Source organism: Limimaricola sp. AA108-03 (assembly GCF_050847355.1).
Taxonomy (GTDB): Bacteria; Pseudomonadota; Alphaproteobacteria; order Rhodobacterales; family Rhodobacteraceae; genus Limimaricola.
Genome location: NZ_CP193755.1, coordinates 2388551 through 2405746 on the forward strand (window position 1 = coordinate 2388551; position 17196 = coordinate 2405746).

14 protein-coding genes, 1 tRNA gene and 2 pseudogenes are annotated in these 17196 nt (G+C 65.2%); 15 read left to right on the top strand and 2 right to left on the bottom strand.

The annotated features are described in order from the left end of the window. Nucleotides 1–54: 54 nt before the first annotated feature. Genes mreC through ACRAQ3_RS11710 form a run of 5 tightly spaced genes read left to right on the top strand, consistent with a single transcriptional unit; the run spans nucleotide 55 to nucleotide 5540 of the window. On the top strand, nucleotides 55–1008 hold the full coding sequence (gene mreC / locus ACRAQ3_RS11690) for a rod shape-determining protein MreC (protein WP_432254735.1): 954 nt from the start codon (nucleotides 55–57) through the stop codon (nucleotides 1006–1008). Next, entirely contained in the window at nucleotides 1001–1534 is a 534-nt protein-coding gene (locus ACRAQ3_RS11695) for a rod shape-determining protein MreD (RefSeq protein ID WP_432254736.1), read from the top strand. Before mreC ends, ACRAQ3_RS11695 begins: the two co-directional genes overlap by 8 nt. Continuing rightward, nucleotides 1531–3471, top strand: coding sequence for a penicillin-binding protein 2 (gene mrdA / locus ACRAQ3_RS11700; RefSeq protein ID WP_432254737.1), 1941 nt, complete (start codon nucleotides 1531–1533; stop codon nucleotides 3469–3471). The genes ACRAQ3_RS11695 and mrdA overlap by 4 nt, the downstream gene beginning before the upstream one ends. Before the next feature lies 1 nt (nucleotide 3472). Beyond that, complete coding sequence (gene rodA / locus ACRAQ3_RS11705) at nucleotides 3473–4612, top strand: rod shape-determining protein RodA (protein WP_432254738.1); 1140 nt, start codon at nucleotides 3473–3475, stop codon at nucleotides 4610–4612. 1 nt (nucleotide 4613) lies between these two features. After that, on the top strand, nucleotides 4614–5540 hold the full coding sequence (locus ACRAQ3_RS11710) for a 2-hydroxyacid dehydrogenase (RefSeq protein WP_432254739.1): 927 nt from the start codon (nucleotides 4614–4616) through the stop codon (nucleotides 5538–5540). Nucleotides 5541–5603: 63 nt separating this feature from the next. On the opposite strand, the gene ACRAQ3_RS11715 is transcribed toward ACRAQ3_RS11710, so the two are convergent. Together ACRAQ3_RS11715 and ACRAQ3_RS11720 are read right to left on the bottom strand one after the other, a co-directional pair. Continuing rightward, the gene (locus tag ACRAQ3_RS11715) at nucleotides 5604–6383 is read right to left on the bottom strand and encodes an SseB family protein (protein WP_432254740.1); all 780 of its coding nucleotides are present in this window, start codon (nucleotides 6381–6383) and stop codon (nucleotides 5604–5606) included. Between the two features lie 3 nt (nucleotides 6384–6386). After that, nucleotides 6387–6974, bottom strand: a complete 588-nt coding sequence (locus tag ACRAQ3_RS11720) for a uracil-DNA glycosylase family protein (protein ID WP_432254741.1) — start codon at nucleotides 6972–6974, stop codon at nucleotides 6387–6389. A 343-nt stretch (nucleotides 6975–7317) separates the two neighbouring features. Here ACRAQ3_RS11720 and ACRAQ3_RS11725 point away from each other — a divergent pair, with 343 nt between their 5' ends. The 10 genes and pseudogenes from ACRAQ3_RS11725 (at nucleotide 7318) to ACRAQ3_RS11770 (ending at nucleotide 17173) form a co-directional block, all read left to right on the top strand. Beyond that, a complete protein-coding gene (locus ACRAQ3_RS11725) occupies nucleotides 7318–7971 on the top strand; it encodes an ABC transporter ATP-binding protein (RefSeq protein ID WP_269398167.1) in 654 nt (217 codons plus the stop codon). Continuing rightward, nucleotides 7955–9664, top strand: a complete 1710-nt coding sequence (locus ACRAQ3_RS11730) for a capsule biosynthesis protein (RefSeq protein ID WP_432254742.1) — start codon at nucleotides 7955–7957, stop codon at nucleotides 9662–9664. The genes ACRAQ3_RS11725 and ACRAQ3_RS11730 overlap by 17 nt, the downstream gene beginning before the upstream one ends. Nucleotides 9665–9744: 80 nt before the next feature. Beyond that, nucleotides 9745–10578, top strand: a complete 834-nt coding sequence (gene kdsA, locus ACRAQ3_RS11735) for a 3-deoxy-8-phosphooctulonate synthase (protein WP_432254743.1) — start codon at nucleotides 9745–9747, stop codon at nucleotides 10576–10578. Between the two features lie 140 nt (nucleotides 10579–10718). After that, a tRNA-Gln gene (locus tag ACRAQ3_RS11740) sits at nucleotides 10719–10793 on the top strand. Nucleotides 10794–10933: 140 nt separating this feature from the next. Beyond that, nucleotides 10934–11104, top strand: a pseudogene (locus tag ACRAQ3_RS11745) (DUF6538 domain-containing protein); the annotation flags it as partial. Nucleotides 11105–11110: 6 nt separating this feature from the next. Next, complete coding sequence (locus ACRAQ3_RS11750) at nucleotides 11111–12874, top strand: site-specific integrase (protein WP_432256310.1); 1764 nt, start codon at nucleotides 11111–11113, stop codon at nucleotides 12872–12874. A gap of 230 nt (nucleotides 12875–13104) precedes the next feature. Further along, nucleotides 13105–13862 (top strand): IS5 family transposase gene (locus ACRAQ3_RS11755; RefSeq protein ID WP_432254744.1). Its coding sequence is split into 2 segments (ribosomal slippage): nucleotides 13105–13429 and nucleotides 13429–13862, totalling 759 coding nucleotides; the frame shifts between segments, so codons are not numbered across the junction. 102 nt (nucleotides 13863–13964) lie between these two features. Beyond that, nucleotides 13965–14992: pseudogene (locus ACRAQ3_RS11760) on the top strand (IS110 family transposase). 533 nt (nucleotides 14993–15525) lie between these two features. Beyond that, nucleotides 15526–16041, top strand: a complete 516-nt coding sequence (locus ACRAQ3_RS11765; protein ID WP_432254745.1) for a nuclease-related domain-containing protein — start codon at nucleotides 15526–15528, stop codon at nucleotides 16039–16041. 106 nt (nucleotides 16042–16147) lie between these two features. Then, a complete protein-coding gene (locus ACRAQ3_RS11770) occupies nucleotides 16148–17173 on the top strand; it encodes an IS1595 family transposase (RefSeq protein WP_322336323.1) in 1026 nt (341 codons plus the stop codon). Nucleotides 17174–17196: the final 23 nt, after the last annotated feature.

Consider the following 17196-nt stretch of genomic DNA (forward strand, 5'->3'; position numbering starts at 1 on the left):
CCCGACCCTCCCTCGCGGAGGGTTCCTGCCAGATGACGAGGGGGTGCGCGCTCCTTGGCGAGACCGAGACATAGCGGCGAGGATTACGCCCGCCCGATCCGCAGGCTGCTGGTCGGGCTCCTGCTGCTCGCCCTTCTGGCGCTGTTCGCCCTGTGGCGCATCGACAGCCCCCGCGTGGAGCGGATGCGCGCCGAGGTGGTGGACCGGGTGCTGCCCAGCTTCGACTGGGCGCTGGCGCCCGTCACCGGCCTCGCGACCATGGCCGGCAATTTCCAGAGCTACGCGCATCTGCACGAGCAGAACCAGCAGCTCCGCCGCGAGCTGCAACAGATGCGCGCGTGGCGCGAGGCGGCGCTGCAGCTCGAGCAGGAGAACGCGAAGCTTCTCGACCTCAACAACGTGCGGCTCGACCCGAGACTCACCTACATCACCGGCGTGGTGATGGCCGATAGCGGCTCGCCGTTCCGGCAGTCGGTGCTGGTCAATGTCGGTGCCCGCGACGGCGTGCTCGACGGCTGGCCCGCGATGGACGGGATCGGGCTGGTCGGCCGGATCTCTGGCGTGGGACATGCTTCGAGCCGGGTGCTGCTGCTCACCGATACCTCGTCGCGCATTCCCGTGACGATCCAGCCCTCGGGGCAGCGCGCGATCCTTGCCGGGGACAACACGATCTATCCGCCGATCGATTTCCTCGAGAACCCCGACCTCGTGCGCCCCGGCGACCGGGTCGTTTCCTCGGGCGATGGCGGCATGTTCCCGGCCGACCTGCTGGTGGGCCAAGTGACGATGGGCTCGGACGGGCGGCTGCGGATCCGTCTTGCCGCCGATTACGAGCGGCTCGAATTCCTGCGGGTGCTGCGCAGCCATCAGGCCGAGACCGTGGACGAGACGGGCCGGCTGATCGTGCCCGAGCCGCGCGAGGTCTTCGGCCCGCCGGCCCCGGCGCCCGAAAGCCTCGGGCTGGCCGAACCAGAGCCGGACCAGGCCGCGGAGGCGCCCGATGGCTAGCCCCCGGCAGGCCCGGCTCTGGCTCGGTCGCGCGGGTTTCGCCGCGCTGGCCATGGGGCTGATCTTCCTGCGGCTACTGCCGCTCGACACGATGCCGCCGCGATGGGCCGGGCCGGACCTCCTGCTGGTGGCGGTGCTGCTATGGGTGGTGCGGCGACCCGGCTTCCTGCCGGTCTGGCTGGTGGCCGCGGTGGTGCTGCTGGCCGATTTCCTGTTCCAGCGGCCGCCGGGCCTGATGGCGGCGCTGACGGTGATCGCGACCGAGATGCTCAGGCGGCGGCACATGCGGCTGCGCGCCGGCGGCTTCGCCGCCGAATGGGCGGCGACGAGCCTCGCCGTGGCGGGGATCCTCGCGGCGACGCAGCTGGCGCTGCTGATCACCGTGGTGCCCGCGCCGCCGCTCGGCCTCGTGGCGAGCCAGGCCGTCACCACCGCGCTGGCCTACCCGCTCGCCGCCATCGCCGCGCGCTGGCTGTTTCGCATCGGCCACCGCCCCACCGATAGCCGTCGGAGGATCTCCGTATGAAACGACCGCCGAAGGAAACCGCCGAAAGCGCCCGCCGCATCGGGCGGCGCAGCCTCGTCATCGGTGCCTCGCAGCTTGCCATGATCGGCGTGCTGGGCTGGCGGATGCGGTCGATGCAGGTTGACGAGGGCGAGATCTACCGCTCTCTCGCCGAGGAGAACCGTATCAACATGCGGCTGATCCCGCCGGCGCGCGGGCTGATCTTCGACCGCAACGGCGTGCCGCTCGCTGTCAACGAACAGAACTACCGCGTCGTGATAACCCGCGAGGATGCGGGCGATGTCGACGACACGCTCGACCGGCTGGCGCGGCTGATCGACCTGCCGCCCGAGGCGATCGAAAGCGTCAAGGCCGAGATGGCCCGTCGCCCCGCCTTCGTTCCGGTCACCGTGGCCGAGCGGGTGCCGTGGGACGACGTGGCCAAGGTCACCGTCAACGCCCCTGCCCTGCCCGGCATCACCGCCGAGGTCGGCCTGTCGCGCCATTACCCGCGCGGCTCCGATACCGCGCATGTGGTGGGCTATGTGGGTCCGGTCTCCGATTACGACCTGTCGAAGATGGAGAACCCCGACCCGCTGATGCAGATCCCGCGCTTCCAGATCGGCAAGACCGGGGTCGAGGCCAAGTTCGAGGAAGAGCTGCGCGGCTCCGCCGGCACCAAGCGGATCGAGGTCAACGCCGCGGGCCGGGTGATGCGCGAGATCGACCGCGAGGAGGGCAAGTCCGGCGCCGACATCCAGCTCACCCTCGACAGCAAGCTGCAAAGCTACACCGAGGCGCGGCTCGAGGGCGAGAGCGCCTCGGTGGTGGTGATCGATCTGGAGACCGGCGACCTGCGCGCCGTGGCCTCGGCCCCGACCTTCGACCCGAACCTCTTCGTGCGCGGCATCTCGGGGTCCGACTGGCGCGCCCTGAACGAGAACAAGTACCGCCCGCTCTCGGCCAAGACCGTGCAGGGCGCCTACCCGCCCGGTTCGACCTTCAAGATGGTGGTCGCCATGGCGGCGCTGGAATCGGGGCTCGTCGGCCCCGAGGACACCGAGTACTGCCCCGGCTATTCCGAGGTCGGCGGCACCCGCTTCCACTGCTGGAAGCGCGGCGGCCATGGCAACGTCAACATGCATCGCAGCCTGCAGGAGAGCTGCGACGTCTATTACTACGAGATCAGCCAGAAGATCGGCATCGACCGCATCGCCGAGATGGCGCGCAGGCTCGGCGTCGGCGTGCCGCTCGACGTGCCGATGTCGGCGGTGAGCGAGGGGGTGGCCCCCGACACCCAGTGGAAGCGCGACCGCTATGGCGAGAGCTGGCGCATCGGCGATACCGTCAACGCCTCGATCGGCCAAGGCTACGTGCTGGCGACGCCGCTGCAGCTCGCGGTGATGTCGGCGCGGCTTGCCACCGGGCGCGATGTGCGGCCACGGCTGGTGCATTCGATCGGCGGCGAGATCCAGCCCTCGGGCGCCGGCGAGCCGATGGGGCTCAACGAGAATTACCTGCGCCGGGTGCGCTCCGCGATGAACGACGTCTCGAACGCCCCGCGCGGCACCGGCTACGGCGCGCGGATCGTGGCCGAGGGAATGCAGATGGCAGGCAAGTCCGGCACCAGCCAGGTGCGCCGCATCACCGCCGAGGAGCGGGCCCGCGGCGTCACCTCGAACGCCGACCTGCCGTGGGAACGGCGCGACCACGCGCTCTGGGTCAACTTCGCCCCCTACGATAACCCGCGCTTCGCCGTCTCGGTCGTGGTCGAGCATGGCGGCGGCGGCTCCTCGGTCGCCGCCCCGATCGCGCGCGACGTGACGCTGCAGGCGCTCTATGACGGGCCGCCGCCGCTCGAGGCCTACCCCTCGAACCTGCGCGACGCGATCGCCGAGCAGCAAAAGCGCATCGAGAACCACGTGGCGCGCGGCATGACCGCCTCCGACAGGGCCTGAGATGAGCTACCTCGAGACCAACGCCAAGTTCGTCCCCACGGGCTTTCGCAAGCTGCTTTACCTCAACTGGCCGGTGATCCTGCTGATCACCGCCGTCTGCAGCTTCGGCTTCCTGATGCTCTACTCGGTCGCCGGCGGGTCGCCCCGGCCCTGGATGGAGCCGCAGATGAAGCGTTTCGGCGTCGGCATGGTGGCGATGATCGTCGTCGCCATGGTGCCGATCTGGTTCTGGCGCAACATGGCGCTCCTGGCCTATGGCGGCTCTCTGGCGTTGCTCGTGGCGGTGGACATGTTCGGCGAGGTCGGCATGGGCGCCCAGCGCTGGATCGACCTCGGGCCGATCCGGCTGCAGCCCTCGGAGCTGATGAAGGTCAGCCTCGTGATGTTCCTCGCCGCCTATTACGACTGGCTGCCGCTCAGGCGCACCTCGCACATCTTCTGGGTGCTGCTGCCGGTCGTCTTCATCTCGATCCCGACGCTGCTGACGCTGGCCCAGCCCGATCTCGGCACGGCGCTGCTCCTGCTGATCGGTGGCGCCACGGTGATGTTCGCGGCAGGCGTCCACTGGGCCTATTTCGCCACCGTGATCGCGGCGGGGGTCGGCACGGTCTATGCCGTCTTCGTGTCGCGGGGCACGCCATGGCAGCTCCTCAAGGATTACCAGTACCGTCGCATCGACACGTTTCTCGATCCCTCGAACGATCCCTTGGGCGCGGGCTACCACATCACCCAAGCCAAGATCGCGCTGGGCTCGGGCGGCTGGACCGGGCGCGGCTTCATGCAGGGCACGCAGTCGCGGCTCAACTTCCTGCCCGAGAAGCACACCGACTTCATCTTCACCACGCTGGCCGAGGAGTTCGGCTTCGTCGGCGCCTCGACGCTGCTGGCGCTCTACGCGCTGATCATCTTCTTCTGCGTGGTGTCGGCGGTGAACAACCGCGACCGCTTCGCCTCGCTGCTCACGATCGGCATCACCATGACGTTCTTCCTGTTCTTCGCGGTGAACATGTCGATGGTGATGGGGCTCGCCCCGGTGGTCGGCGTGCCGCTGCCGCTGGTGAGCTATGGTGGCTCGGCGATGCTGGTGCTGCTGCTGGCTTTCGGGCTGGTGCAGAGCGCGCATGTCCACAAGCCGAGGTGACATGAGAATTCTGTTTTCCGCGCCCGATACGGACTGGGCCGATTATCGCGAATTGCTGCCCCGGGCGCTGGCCGAGGCCGGCATCGAGGCGGAGCTGTCGCGGGACGCCGGTCCGGAGACGGTCGATTACATCGTCTATGCACCCAATGACGCGTTGCGCGACTTCACACCATTCATCCGCGCCCGTGCCGTGCTCAGCCTCTGGGCCGGGGTGGAGCGGATCGTCGGCAACGCGACGCTGACCCAGCCGCTGACCCGGATGGTCGATGCGGGGCTCGAACGGGGCATGGTGGAATACGTGTCCGGTCACGTGCTGCGCCATCACCTCGGCATGGATGCGCATATCCTCAACCCGGAGCGCGCTTGGCATCCGACGCCGCCGCCTCTGGCCGCCGACCGTCCCGTGACCGTGCTGGGCCTTGGCGCGCTGGGACGGGCCTGCGCCGAGACGCTTGCGGGGCTGGGTTTCCCGGTGACGGGTTGGAGCCGCACGCCGAAAGAGATCGAGGGCCTGCATTGCCTGTCCGGTGAGGACGGCCTGACGCAGGCGCTGCGCGACGCCCAGATCGTGGTGACGCTGCTGCCGCTGACCCCCGAGACGGAGAACCTGCTTGATGCCACGCGCCTTGCCCTGCCCGCGCGCGGCGCGGCGCTCATCAATCCCGGGCGGGGGCCGCTGATCGACGACGCGGCCTTGCTGGCGGCGCTGGACGAGGGGCGGATCGGCCATGCGACGCTCGACGTGTTCCGCACCGAGCCGCTGCCCGCGGACCATCCCTACTGGCGGCATCCGCAGGTCACGGTGACGCCGCATGTCGCCTCGGCCACCCGCCCCGCCACCGCGGCGCGGGTGATCGTCGAGAATATCCGGCGCTCGGAGGCGGGCGAGCCGCTCTTGCACCTCGTGGACCGGGGACGCGGCTATTGAGACCGTCCGAGCGGGGCTGGCGGCGTGTTTGCGTATTTCTGGAACAAAGTGGCCTGAAGGAGACTAGTGCAGCCGCGGCGGTTTTTCCGGGTCCATGCCCGGGGCCCTGGGTCCCGGCGCGACATGCGGCTGCGGCAGCTTGAGACGCAGGCCGACGCGGGCGATGCGCCTCGCGGTTTCGCTGCCGCCCTCTAGGAAGGTCACGTCGAGCGCCCCCTCTTCCAGCCCCGAAAAGGTCAGCGCCTCGCCCACGGCAACGGCAAGGCCGCGCTCGGCCACCGGTGCCGGATCGATGAAGGCCAGAAGCGGTGCCTCGCGGCCATCGGCATATTCGACCCGCACCAGCCAGGCCTCTCGCGCCAGACCGCGCGCCGAAGCCAGCTTTTCGTCGAGCGCGGCCAAGAGCTTTTCCGGGAAATCCTTGGGCGGGTTCACCGCAACCGGCCGGTCGGCGGCCTGTTGCGGCGCATGGGTCAGCGTCTCGGCCAGCCAGACCAGCGCCTCCGGCGGCAGCAGCCGCGCCGAGGCCGCCACGCGCGGGTTGAGCGCGAGGCCCAGACCCTGCGCGCCGAGGATCTGCGCCAGCGCCCGCCCGGGCACCGCGGCGTGGAAGGCGGCCGCGCCCGCATAGTCCGACAGGCGTTCCTCGCGATCGAAGGCCACCGCATAGCTCTGCCCGGCCTCGTCGATGGTCACGGGGGTCACGTTCTCGTCGCCCGCCTCCTCGGCCAGCAGCAGGTACAGCTCGGCATCGGCGAGACGCCCGTAATAGCGCAGCCGCGCGGCGTCATCCTCGGGCGACGCATCCATCGTGGCCGAGGCCACGTCGAGACCGGTTTCCATGTGTCAGTCCTCCATGACCTCTCGCACGCGGGCCTTCAGATCCGGAAGAACCTCCTCGCCGAACCACGGGTTGCGCTTGAGCCATGCGGTATTGCGCCACGACGGATGAGGCAAGGGAAACAGCTCGGGGCCGTATTCGCGCCAGCGTCGCACCCGTTCGGTCACGCCCGGCCCGCGACCCAGATGCCAGTTCATCGCCGCGCCGCCGATCAGCACGGTGAGCCGGATATCGCTCAGCTCGGACAGCACCCGGTCGCGCCAGACCTGCGCGCAGACCGGCGGCGGCGGCAGGTCGGAGCCCTTGGCGTCATATCCGGGAAAGCAGAAGGCCATCGGCACGATGGCCACGCGCGTTCGATCGTAGAAGGCGTCCTCGTCGAGGCCCAGCCAGTCGCGCAGGCGGGTGCCGGAGCGATCCCAGAACGGGGTGCCGGCCTCGTGCACGCGAAGCCCCGGCGCCTGGCTCGCGATCAGGAGCCGGGCGCCGGGGCGAAACCAGACCACCGGACGCGGCGCGTGGCGCGTCGCGGTGGCGGCAAAGCGGTCGGCGCAGAGGCGGCAGGCGGAAAGATCGGAACGAAGCTGGTCCATCGCCGATCATCTATGTGCCCAAGGCCCCCGCGCAAGGGCCCGATCAGACCCGGCGGCCGCCGCGCAGGAACTTGCGTGCGAGTTTCCAGATCGCGAAATACTTGACGAACTTGCGCATGACGTCACTCCTTCACTAAGGGGGTTTGGCCACTAAACGCGCGGCCGAAGCCGAAGGTCCATGCGGTGGCGAAGGATACGCAAGGCCCTGACGGGAAACAGTCCCCCAGTTTGGCGAGGATTTCGGCGCTCTTTCGCCTTAAAGCCCTTCTAGACAGGGCTTCAGGGCATCCGATACCGGCCCTATGTGGTTGAACGGGGCGACGAGGGCAGAAACGGGGAGCCGATGCTCGAATTCGATGAGGTCAGCAAGTCCTTCTGGACCGGCAAACGGCGCAAGGTGATCCTCGACCGGGCCTCGTTCCGGGTCGAGCTCGGCCGTTCGCTCGGGATCCTGGCGCCGAACGGCACCGGCAAGACGACGCTGATCAACATGATGGCCGGGCTGGAAAAGCCCGATGAGGGGCGGATCATCCGCAGCTCCCGGATTTCCTTTCCGCTCGGCTTCATGGGCGGCGTGGTGCCGCGTCACAGCGCGCGGGAGAACGCGCGTTACATCGCCCGCCTCTACGGGCTCGATCCCGATTACGTCGAGGCCTTCTGCCGATGGCTCTGCGGCATCGCCGAATATTTCGATCGTCCCGTCGGCACCTACAGCCAAGGCATGCGCGCGCGTTTCGGCTTTTCGTTGATGCTGGCGCTCGATTTCGACATCTACCTGATCGACGAGGGCATGCCACAGACCACGGATGCCGAGTTCAACCGCAAGGCGGGCGAAATATTGCGCGAGCGGCTGGAAACGACGACGGTCGTGATCGTCTCGCACCAGCCGCAGACGCTGGAACGCTTTGCCCGGCAGGCCGCCGTGCTCCGCCACGGCCAGCTGCACATGTTCGACAGTCTCGAGGAGGCACGGGAGCTCTATGACTACCAAGCCTAGGGTGACCCGCTACCGTCTGCGCGCAGGCGCGCCGCTCGCTCCGCCCGCGCTCGAGGCGGCCCGGGGCGTCGCCGATGCCGACACCGAGGCCAGCACAGTCGAGGCCGAAGCCGGGCAGAGGCAGGCCGGGACCGCCGTCGCGATGCGCCCGGTTCAGCAATGGCTGGCCGAGGACGAGGCCGGGCCGGCCGACGCTGCCCGACCCGCGACGCCGGCCTCGGCGTCCGGCGGCAGCTTCGCCGATGTCGAGGACGAGATCGACCGGATCCGCCAGGAGGGGCTGAGCGGCAGGCAGCTGCGCATGGCGCGGCGCGTGGCGCAGAAGCAGGGGCTGGAGGTGAGCTCGGATTACGATGCGGTGCGCCAGCTTCGCGCCCGCGGTGTCGATCCGTTCCAGCGCTCGAACATCATCGAGCTGGTCGTGCCACGGCAGCAGGACGATGAGACCGGGATCTCGCCCCGCGTGCAGCTTCCCTCCACCGTGCCCGATCCCGATCGCAGCCTGCCCTCGACCGAGCGGTCTGACCCCGGTGCCTCGGCCGAGCGCCGCGCCTCCGAGATCGGTCGGATCCAGCGCGACCTCGCGAAGCGCCGCCGCCGCCGCATGGCGCTCCTGTGCCTGCGGCTGGCGCTCTTCGTGTTGCTGCCGACGGTGCTGGCCGGCTACTACTTCTTCGCGGTCGCCACCCCGATGTACGCCACCCGCTCGGAATTCGTGATCCAGCAGGCCGAACCGCAGGCCGGCCCCGGTCTGGGCGGGCTGTTCCAGGGCACCTCGATGGCGACGCAGCAGGACAGCATCACCGTTCAGTCCTATCTGACCTCGCGTGCGGCCATGGTCCGGCTCGACGAGGAGGAGGGCTTCAAGGAGGTGTTCTCGGACCCCGCCATCGACCCGTTGCAGCGCCTGCCCCGTCCCGCCACCAACGAGGCCGCCTACGATCTCTACCAGGATCACGTGAAAATCTCCTACGACCCGACCGAGGGCATCGTGAAGATGGAGGTGATCGCCCCCGACCCCGAAACCTCGCAGCGCTTTTCCGAGGCGCTTCTGGGTTATGCCGAGGAACAGGTCGACCAGCTCACCGCGCGGCTGCGCACCGACCAGATGCAGGGCGCGCGAGAGAGTTACGAGACGGCCGAGGCGCGCCGCGCCGAGGCCCTGGCCAACTGGCTCAGGATCCAGCAGGAGGTGCAGCAGATCGACCCGGTGGGCGAGACCGCGGCGCGCACCTCGCAGATCTCGGCGCTCGAGACCCAGCGCCAGCAATTGCAGCTGGAGTTGCAGACCCGTCTCGCGGTGCGCCGCCCGAACGAGGCGCAGGTGAACTCGCTCAGAAGCCAGATCGCGGGCATCGAGGCGCTGATCTCGGACCTGCGCCGCGAGATGACCGAAGCATCGGAACAGGGCGCTTCGCTCGCCGCGCGCAATACCGAACTGCGCCTGGCCGAAGAGGATTACGGCTTCCAGACGCTTCTGGTGCAGCAGGCGCTGCAGCAGATGGAGGCGGCGCAGATCGAGGCGAACCGGCAGGTACGCTACCTGTCGCTCGGGGTCGAACCTGTGGCCCCGGACGAGCCGACCTATCCTAAGGCGCTTGAGAACACGGCACTGGCCTTCCTGATCTTCTCGGGCATCTACCTGATGCTCTCGCTCACCGTTTCGATCCTGCGCGAGCAGGTGTCGGGCTGAGCCGCTGGCGGGCGGCGCGTGACGCCGCCCGCCAGCCGCGCTAGACCGGGCCCCGACAGCACGCGAAAGGCCCCTGCCCCATGATCGACGTCCAGATAGGCTCACTCACGGTCGGCAACGACCGCCCCCTCACCCTGATCGCCGGACCCTGCCAGCTCGAATCCTCGGACCACGCGCAGATGATCGCGGGCCAGATGGCCGAGGCCTGCGCCGCCCACGGCGCGCAATTCGTGTTCAAGGGCAGCTACGACAAGGCCAACCGCACCTCGCTTTCGGGCAAGCGCGGCCTCGGCATGGAGGCCGGGCTGCGCGTGCTCGACGACGTGAAGCGCGCCATCGGCTGCCCGGTGCTGACCGACATCCATGGCGCCGATCACTGCGCGCCCGTGGCCGAGGTGGCCGACATCCTGCAGATTCCGGCCTTCCTGTGCCGCCAGACCGATCTGCTTCTGGCCGCGGGCGAGACCGGCGCCGCCATCAACGTCAAGAAGGGCCAGTTCCTGGCGCCATGGGACATGGCCAACGTCGCCGAGAAGATCGCCTCGACCGGCAATCGCCGCATCCTCCTGACCGAGCGCGGCGTCTCCTTCGGCTACAACACGCTGGTGGCCGACATGCGGTCGCTGCCGGAGATGATGAAGACCGGCTACCCGGTGGTGATGGACGCGACCCATTCGGTGCAGCAGCCCGGCGGCCTGGGCGGTGCATCTGGCGGGCAGCGCGAATTCGCGCCGGTGATGGCGCGCGCGGCGGCGAGCCTCGGCATCGCGGCGGTGTTCATCGAGACCCACGAAGCGCCCGACACCGCACCTTCGGACGGGCCGAACATGGTGCCGCTGTCGCAGATGCCGAAGCTGGTCGCCACGCTCATGGGCTTCGACCGTCTCGCCAAGACCGAGCCGATCCGCCTTTGAGCCCCGCCGCGCGGGCCGCATCCCGGTCCGCGCCACCCCGCCTTGGCGATGCGGAAAAATGCCCCGGCGGAAGCCGCAAAAATCCCGCATCTGGCTCTTGCAGCCGCCAGCCGACAAGGTTAGACAGCCGCCACACCTGCTGGGGTGTAGCCAAGTGGTAAGGCAGCGGTTTTTGGTACCGTGTACCGTAGGTTCGAATCCTACCACCCCAGCCAGGTTTTTCCTAAGTCATTGATATTGTTGATGCCCCTAAACGTGACTGGGGCATGTCACACAGAGCTGTCACACCACGGTGCAGCACTGGATGACGGGGATCTCGGACGGCCTGCTCTCGATGGAGGGTGGCATGACCGCAATGAACCATGTCTTCCGAAGAGGCGCCGTCTATACGTGGCGCCGTCGACTGCCTCGCACGCTGGTCAGGCGTGGAGCGCCTGCCGTAATGCAATTGAGCTTACAAACCTGTGGATTACCGGCCGCTAGGCGTCTCGCCGCTATTGTGACAGCGCAGAGCGAAGCTGTATTTTGGGCCATGGAACACGAAAACCTTTCCCCCGAAGAGGCCCGGCGTCTGCTGGAGCATAGCTTGCGCGACGCGCAGGCTCAGATTGCAAAGCATGAGCTTCTCGCTCTCGCAGATGGCGCGCCGAACGCGGTCGAGGCGGAACGGCGGGCCGATCTCGTATCGGGACATGCGCATAGGCTAGTGGCGACCCGTGGCCAGTCGGCACACTTCAGCGAACAGGACCGGCAATCGCTTGCGCAGGAGGGACTGAGCGAGGAGGAATGCAACTCCGTCGTCGCCCATATGGACGTTCTGCGGGACGCGTATTTTTCTCGATCATGGACGGGCCTGATCGGTCGCAAGACCTCCGAGGCCATTGGTCGGCGGAACCTGTCAGCCCTCGACTTGATCACTGCCCGCCAGATCATTCTAAAGGGGCGCGCTGCGGCTTACCTCGAAAGCGCAGCCGCGAACGCTTCCGACGACATCAGCCCCGAGATCACTCTCGCTGCTGAAATCAGGAGGGAGGCCATGACCGCAGCCTGTGCCCCTCCTTGCGCGGATCCTGCGATGGATCGCGGTACCAACCCGTTACCAGTCCAGCCCGCAGCAGGTAACGAGGCTTGCACGACTGAGCGCTCGGACATTGCATTGACGACCATGGAAACCAAGGAAGACGTGCCTTCCGATGACCTCGAATACGATAGTCGGATTGACGCAGTCTGTGCTCGTTTGGTCGATGACAAAAGTCGTGACGGCGTCGACGAGAAGTTTCAAACGCAGATCATGACCGCAGCCCGAATCCTGCAGCAGGTCACAGGGATCAGCGATATCCGAAACCTGAACCATAGGCATTGCGCGCGCTTCAGGGATTCCCATTACAAGCTTCCCAAAAGCTGGGGAAAAAGCCCGAAGGATCGTGACCTCACGGTGCCGCAGATCATCGAGGCTGCAGCGGACCTGCCCGCCGAGAAAAGAGGTCTGAGCGCTGCAACGATCAACCGCAATCTTGGCCTGCTGAAACAGTTGCTCGACAGAGCGGAAAGCGACGGCATTCCGGTCAGCTCAAGCATTAAGCTAGACAAGCTGCGTGTTCGATCCCACCGTCGAGCCCGGGACGACCGAAAGCCATTTAGTCTTAGCGAGATCCGCAAGGTTTTTGAGCATCCTGTCTGGACGGGCTGCCACGGATCCACCCGCCGCCTGCGCCCTGGCGAGAAAATCATCAAGGACGGCCTGTTCTGGATTCCCCTTATTGCCGCATATACCGGCGCCCGCCGTGCGGAGATCGCGGGCCTCGCGATCGAGGATCTCCGTCAGGACGAGAATGGCCTTTGGTTCTTCGATATCCGCTTTACGCACCTCCGCCGTCTCAAGAACGAGGCCTCGATCCGCAAGGTACCGGTTCACACTCACCTCATCGAGCTTGGCTTGATCGAGCACCTGAACGCCCGGAAAAAGTCAAAAGTTGCAGAGCTATTCCCTGACATGCGGCCGAAGCATGCCAAGGGCACCTTTGGTGATCGGCTCGACCGGAACTGGAGAATGATCGTGACGCAACAGCTCGGGAACGATGAGAACGACAATTCGCCCGAACAGGTTTTCCACTCTCTTCGCCACTATGTGGTCAACCAGCTCAAGCGCGATCCTGAACTCAAGGCAGGGTACGAAAAAGATATCATCGGGCACGCGGGACGAGACGAAACCGAGGAGCGCTATGGGGATACGTTGCCTATCAGCATCCTCAAACCCGCTATCGAACGCCTTCCACGAGTGTTCGCATTCGACTGACAGCACTAAGATCCACGTATTTGCCCACACTCGATCGAACTTGCCGAGTTCGACAGTAAAAAGTGGCGCCTACAACCCGGACCGGCCGTTCGTGCTATGTGCAGCAAAAGACCGAAAGCAGCCCTTTTGCGACCTTCGTGCCATGTGCAGCAGGGAGCCGATGGTTAGGGTCAGGACCCATTGATTGGAGTGGAAGGGCATGATTCACCGCGCGAAAACAGAGCGGTGATATGTCTGATCTCTTCTGGCTAAGCGATGCGCAGATGGCTCGTCTGGAGCCCTACTTCCCGAAGTCCCATGGCAAGCCACGCGTCGATGACCGGCGCGTCTTAAGCGGGATTATCTTCATCAATCGCAATGGGTTGCGCTGGCGAGATGCACCCAAGAAATACGGCCCTCACAAGACGCTCTACAACCGCTGGAAGCGTTGGAGCGACAAAGGCATCTTCGCGGCGATGATGACGGGACTGGCCGCCGAGCACGGCGAAAAGAAGACCGTGATGATCGATGCAACCTATCTGAAGGCACACCGAACGGCGTCCAGTCTGGGCGCGAAAAAGGGGGACGTGGTCGCCTGATCGGGCGGACAAAGGGCGGCATGAATACCAAGCTGCACGCCATTTGCGACAGCCAGGGGCGACCTTTGAGCCTGTTCGTTACCGCCGGGCAGGTCAGCGACTACATCGGCGCGCGGGCTCTGCTGAGCAGCCTGCCGAATGTCGATTGGCTGCTCGGGGATCGCGGTTACGACGCCGATTGGCTTCGGGAATTGTTGAAAGACAGGGGGATAGGCGCCTGCATCCCCGGACGGAAACAGCGCAAGATGCCAGTGAAGTATGACAAGCGCCGCTACAAGCGCCGAAACCGGATCGAGATCATGTTCGGCAGACTCAAGGACTGGCGGCGCGTCGCCACGCGCTACGACCGATGCCCGAAGGTCTTCCTTTCCGCCATCGCTCTCGCCGCGATCGTCATTTATTGGCTATGAGATGCCGTAACGGGGCCTGCGTCATGCATCGTCGTTACCGCTTGCTTGATCAAAACGAGGCTGTTGCCGTTCCCGTATTCGTTCAACGTGGAGGATTACGGGATGAAACTGTTTGTTGGACTGGATGTGTCGCTGGCTAAAGTCGCGATTTGTGTGGTCAGCGAGCATGGCAAGATCAGCAGGGAGGCCGAAGTGGCCTGTGAGCCGGATCCCCTGATCCGCTGGCTAAGGGACCTCGACGGCAGCATTGCCGCAATCGGCTTGGAAGCAGGCCCTCTGTCGCAGTGGCTGCACCGTGCTCTGAACGAAGCGGGGCTGGATCCTGTCCTCATGGAGACGCGGCAGGTCAAGGGCGCGCTCAAGGCCATGCCGATCAAGACGGACCGCCGCGATGCCGAGGGGATTGCACGCCTACTTCACCTTGGCTGGTTCCGGCCAGTTCACTGCAAATCCGTTTCTGCTCAAGAGGTAAGAGCCGTTCTCAGCGCCCGGAAGGCCATACAGCAAGTTATGATTTCTCTGGAGATGTCACTGCGCGGACTGCTCCGCAACTTCGGCTTGAAGGTCGGCGCGATTTCTCGCGGCAAGTTCGAGAGCCGCATCCGAGAATTGGCGGATGGAAACGCCATGCTGGTAACGGCAACAGAGCCCATGCTGCGCGCCAGAACTGCGCTGCGCCAAGAACTGGTCGGCCTCGAAAAGCAGGTGCGTCAGTTCGCCCAAGACGATCCGGTTTGCCGCCGCCTGATGACGATGCCGGGGATCGGGGCGGTGGTGGCGCTGACCTACAGGTCGGCAGTCGATGACCCCGCCCGCTTCGCGTCTTCGAAGAGGGTTGGGCCTTGGGTTGGCCTAACGCCATCCCGCAGCCAGTCCGGCGAACGGGATGTCTCGGGTGGCATTACTAAAGCCGGAGACGTGAACCTCAGACGAGCGCTGTGCCAGGCGGCAACTGTCATGATGAACCGTGGCCGGCCGACATGGCTGAGAATTTGGGAGCCCAGCTTGCCAAACGCCGAGGACGCAAGCGCGCCATGGTCGCCTTGGCGCGTCGTATCGCGGTCATCCTGCATCGGATCTGGGTCGACGGCACCACCTTCCAGCCAGAGGCTGCCCCGAAGATGAGCTGATCGGTCGGCTCTATTCGTTGCCTGCTCGGTTGCAGGCCTTCGAGGTCCCGCAGGGACGTGGTTCCGATGATGCCGTGCTCAGGACTGTCGCTGGTAATGACCAAGCACGCTAATGAGATGGGCACATCGGAATTGCACCGAGCCAGCATCTTGTTGGCAGCCATCGCGCTGACCACGGACCGAAGCATGTGCCCCAAGGACCCCAAGCGAAGGCCCCCTCAAAGCCGGGAGCGGTATGACTAATGCTACAATCTCTCGCGGCTGCGGGACCGCCGGTCTTGTGCAATACGCCTTGACTGGGACGCCCCCGTTACCGAAGTCCTGACCCTAGGCACGAAGGGCGGATTCCTGACTTTCGCTACCCCAGCGAGATGCGCCCTGCACCTCTAACGAAAGCGGATATTCGGCAAGGTCCATTTCTTGATCCTACGACTGCTCAGATAGTAGCAAATTGGCTCGCTCGCGCCCATGGGCCTTGGCCTTCAGTCTACTACGCTGTTAGGAAATACTGATAAGTAGCTGGAGGGTTCGAGATGGTCGCACGGGTCAAACACAAACCGAGACTGGAGGTTTGGCGCGACATTGTCTCGGCCAAGGCAGAACCTGAGCTTGAAGAGGTCACTGCAGGAAGGGACGCGGAACTCGCGCTACGTTCGATGGTTTCGAGCCACCTAAGCTGGAAATCTGCGAGCATCTTCCATTCGAAGCGAGTCCCATCCAATCTTCGCTCGCAAAGGCGAGGTCGTTACGAGATTGACCTTATAGTTCTCTCTCATAAGCAGATTAGTGCTATCGAGATCAAGAATTGGTCTGGCTCGGTGCGCATGTCCGGGTCCTCTTGGATTCAGGAACGGCGGAACGGTCAAGAAATCATCCACGAAGATCCACTACAAAAAAATCAGAAAAAGCTAGAAAGCTTATGCGCATTCTTAGAGTCTAAGGGTATTCGTGTTCCAAACGCTCGAATATGCAGAGTAATACTATGGAATCAGAACCCGCTTATCCACGAGAAAAAGCAGCTAATAGACCAAGACTCTGATTTAGCTTAGCTTTTCCGCCATATCGCCGCATTTTGCGCGATTTTCCAGGTTTCTTCTTCGCCGAACACCCGCCGGGCCAACATTGCTCGGTTGGCGGAACGAGCGGAGAGCCCTGATGATCACCGAACTGAAGTCGATCCCTGACATCTGGAAGCGGATGCCGAGCGAGATGCACGCGCGACGCTTCCTGGAGGGTATCATATGGTCGACCGGCAGGCACTGTCCGCATTGCGGGTCGGCGACCTCGTCGGCGCTGCGCGGAAGGACCTGCCGACCGGGGCTCTACCAGTGCCGAGACTGCCGTCTCCAATTCACGGTCACCACGCTCACCCCGATGCACGGCACCAAGCTCGACTTGCGTATCTGGATCTGCGCGATGTTCCTGGTGCTCACATCGAGCAAGGGCATATCCTCGGTCGTGATGGCACGGCTGCTCGGCGTGAACCAGAAGACCGCGTGGAAGATGGGGCACGCCATCAGGGAAATGATGGACGACCGGAACGCCGAGCTGCTGCCGCTGGAGGACATCGTCGAGGTGGACGAGGCGTATGTCGGGGGAGCCCCTAAATCCCTGTCAGAGGCCTATAATCCACGCGGCAAGGGCACTGGGAAGCCGATGATCTTCGTGGCGGCCTCTCGCGATGGGCAGACACGCGCCAGGGTCGTTTCCGATGACAAAAGGGCGACGCTCGAGCCGGTTCTCCTGGAGTGGATCGACCCCGAGACGACGAACCTGATGACCGATGGAAGCAAGAGCTACCGGGGTCTGGGACAGACGATGGCCGACCACCAGTATGTGATCCACAGCCAGAAAGAGTATGCCAACCCGGAGACCGGCGCCCACGTGAACACGGCTGAGGCAGTGATCTCCCAGGTGCAGCGCGCTTTGGTCGGGGTCTACCACAACCTCGGTCGACAGCACCTCCAGCGATACCTCGACGAGATTGTCTGGCGGTGGAACCATCGCGACCCGGTCCGGGAAGTGGTCAAGCAATGGACTACGAAGGCCGGCATCGACCGGGAGAAATCGACGACAATCTGGAAGCCGATCCCTGTGGCCGACCAGATGCGCGTCTTGCTTCAGGGGGCGGTCGGAAAGCAGATCCGCCGCTCGAAGGAATACGGGCTATACTGGCCGTAGCCTGAAGTGCGCATCCCTCCACG

What these genes read in the sequence shown, in the direction of transcription:
- ACRAQ3_RS11770 (WP_322336323.1), top strand. Translation starts at nt 16,148, where the DNA reads ATGATCACCGAACTGAAGTCGATCCCTGACATCTGGAAGCGGATGCCG.
- ACRAQ3_RS11715 (WP_432254740.1), bottom strand. Translation starts at nt 6,383, where the DNA reads ATGGAAACCGGTCTCGACGTGGCCTCGGCCACGATGGATGCGTCGCCC.
- ACRAQ3_RS11730 (WP_432254742.1), top strand. Translation starts at nt 7,955, where the DNA reads ATGACTACCAAGCCTAGGGTGACCCGCTACCGTCTGCGCGCAGGCGCG.
- ACRAQ3_RS11710 (WP_432254739.1), top strand. Translation starts at nt 4,614, where the DNA reads ATGAGAATTCTGTTTTCCGCGCCCGATACGGACTGGGCCGATTATCGC.
- ACRAQ3_RS11725 (WP_269398167.1), top strand. Translation starts at nt 7,318, where the DNA reads ATGCTCGAATTCGATGAGGTCAGCAAGTCCTTCTGGACCGGCAAACGG.
- ACRAQ3_RS11695 (WP_432254736.1), top strand. Translation starts at nt 1,001, where the DNA reads ATGGCTAGCCCCCGGCAGGCCCGGCTCTGGCTCGGTCGCGCGGGTTTC.
- kdsA (WP_432254743.1), top strand. Translation starts at nt 9,745, where the DNA reads ATGATCGACGTCCAGATAGGCTCACTCACGGTCGGCAACGACCGCCCC.
- mrdA (WP_432254737.1), top strand. Translation starts at nt 1,531, where the DNA reads ATGAAACGACCGCCGAAGGAAACCGCCGAAAGCGCCCGCCGCATCGGG.
- ACRAQ3_RS11750 (WP_432256310.1), top strand. Translation starts at nt 11,111, where the DNA reads ATGGAACACGAAAACCTTTCCCCCGAAGAGGCCCGGCGTCTGCTGGAG.
- rodA (WP_432254738.1), top strand. Translation starts at nt 3,473, where the DNA reads ATGAGCTACCTCGAGACCAACGCCAAGTTCGTCCCCACGGGCTTTCGC.
- ACRAQ3_RS11720 (WP_432254741.1), bottom strand. Translation starts at nt 6,974, where the DNA reads ATGGACCAGCTTCGTTCCGATCTTTCCGCCTGCCGCCTCTGCGCCGAC.
- ACRAQ3_RS11765 (WP_432254745.1), top strand. Translation starts at nt 15,526, where the DNA reads ATGGTCGCACGGGTCAAACACAAACCGAGACTGGAGGTTTGGCGCGAC.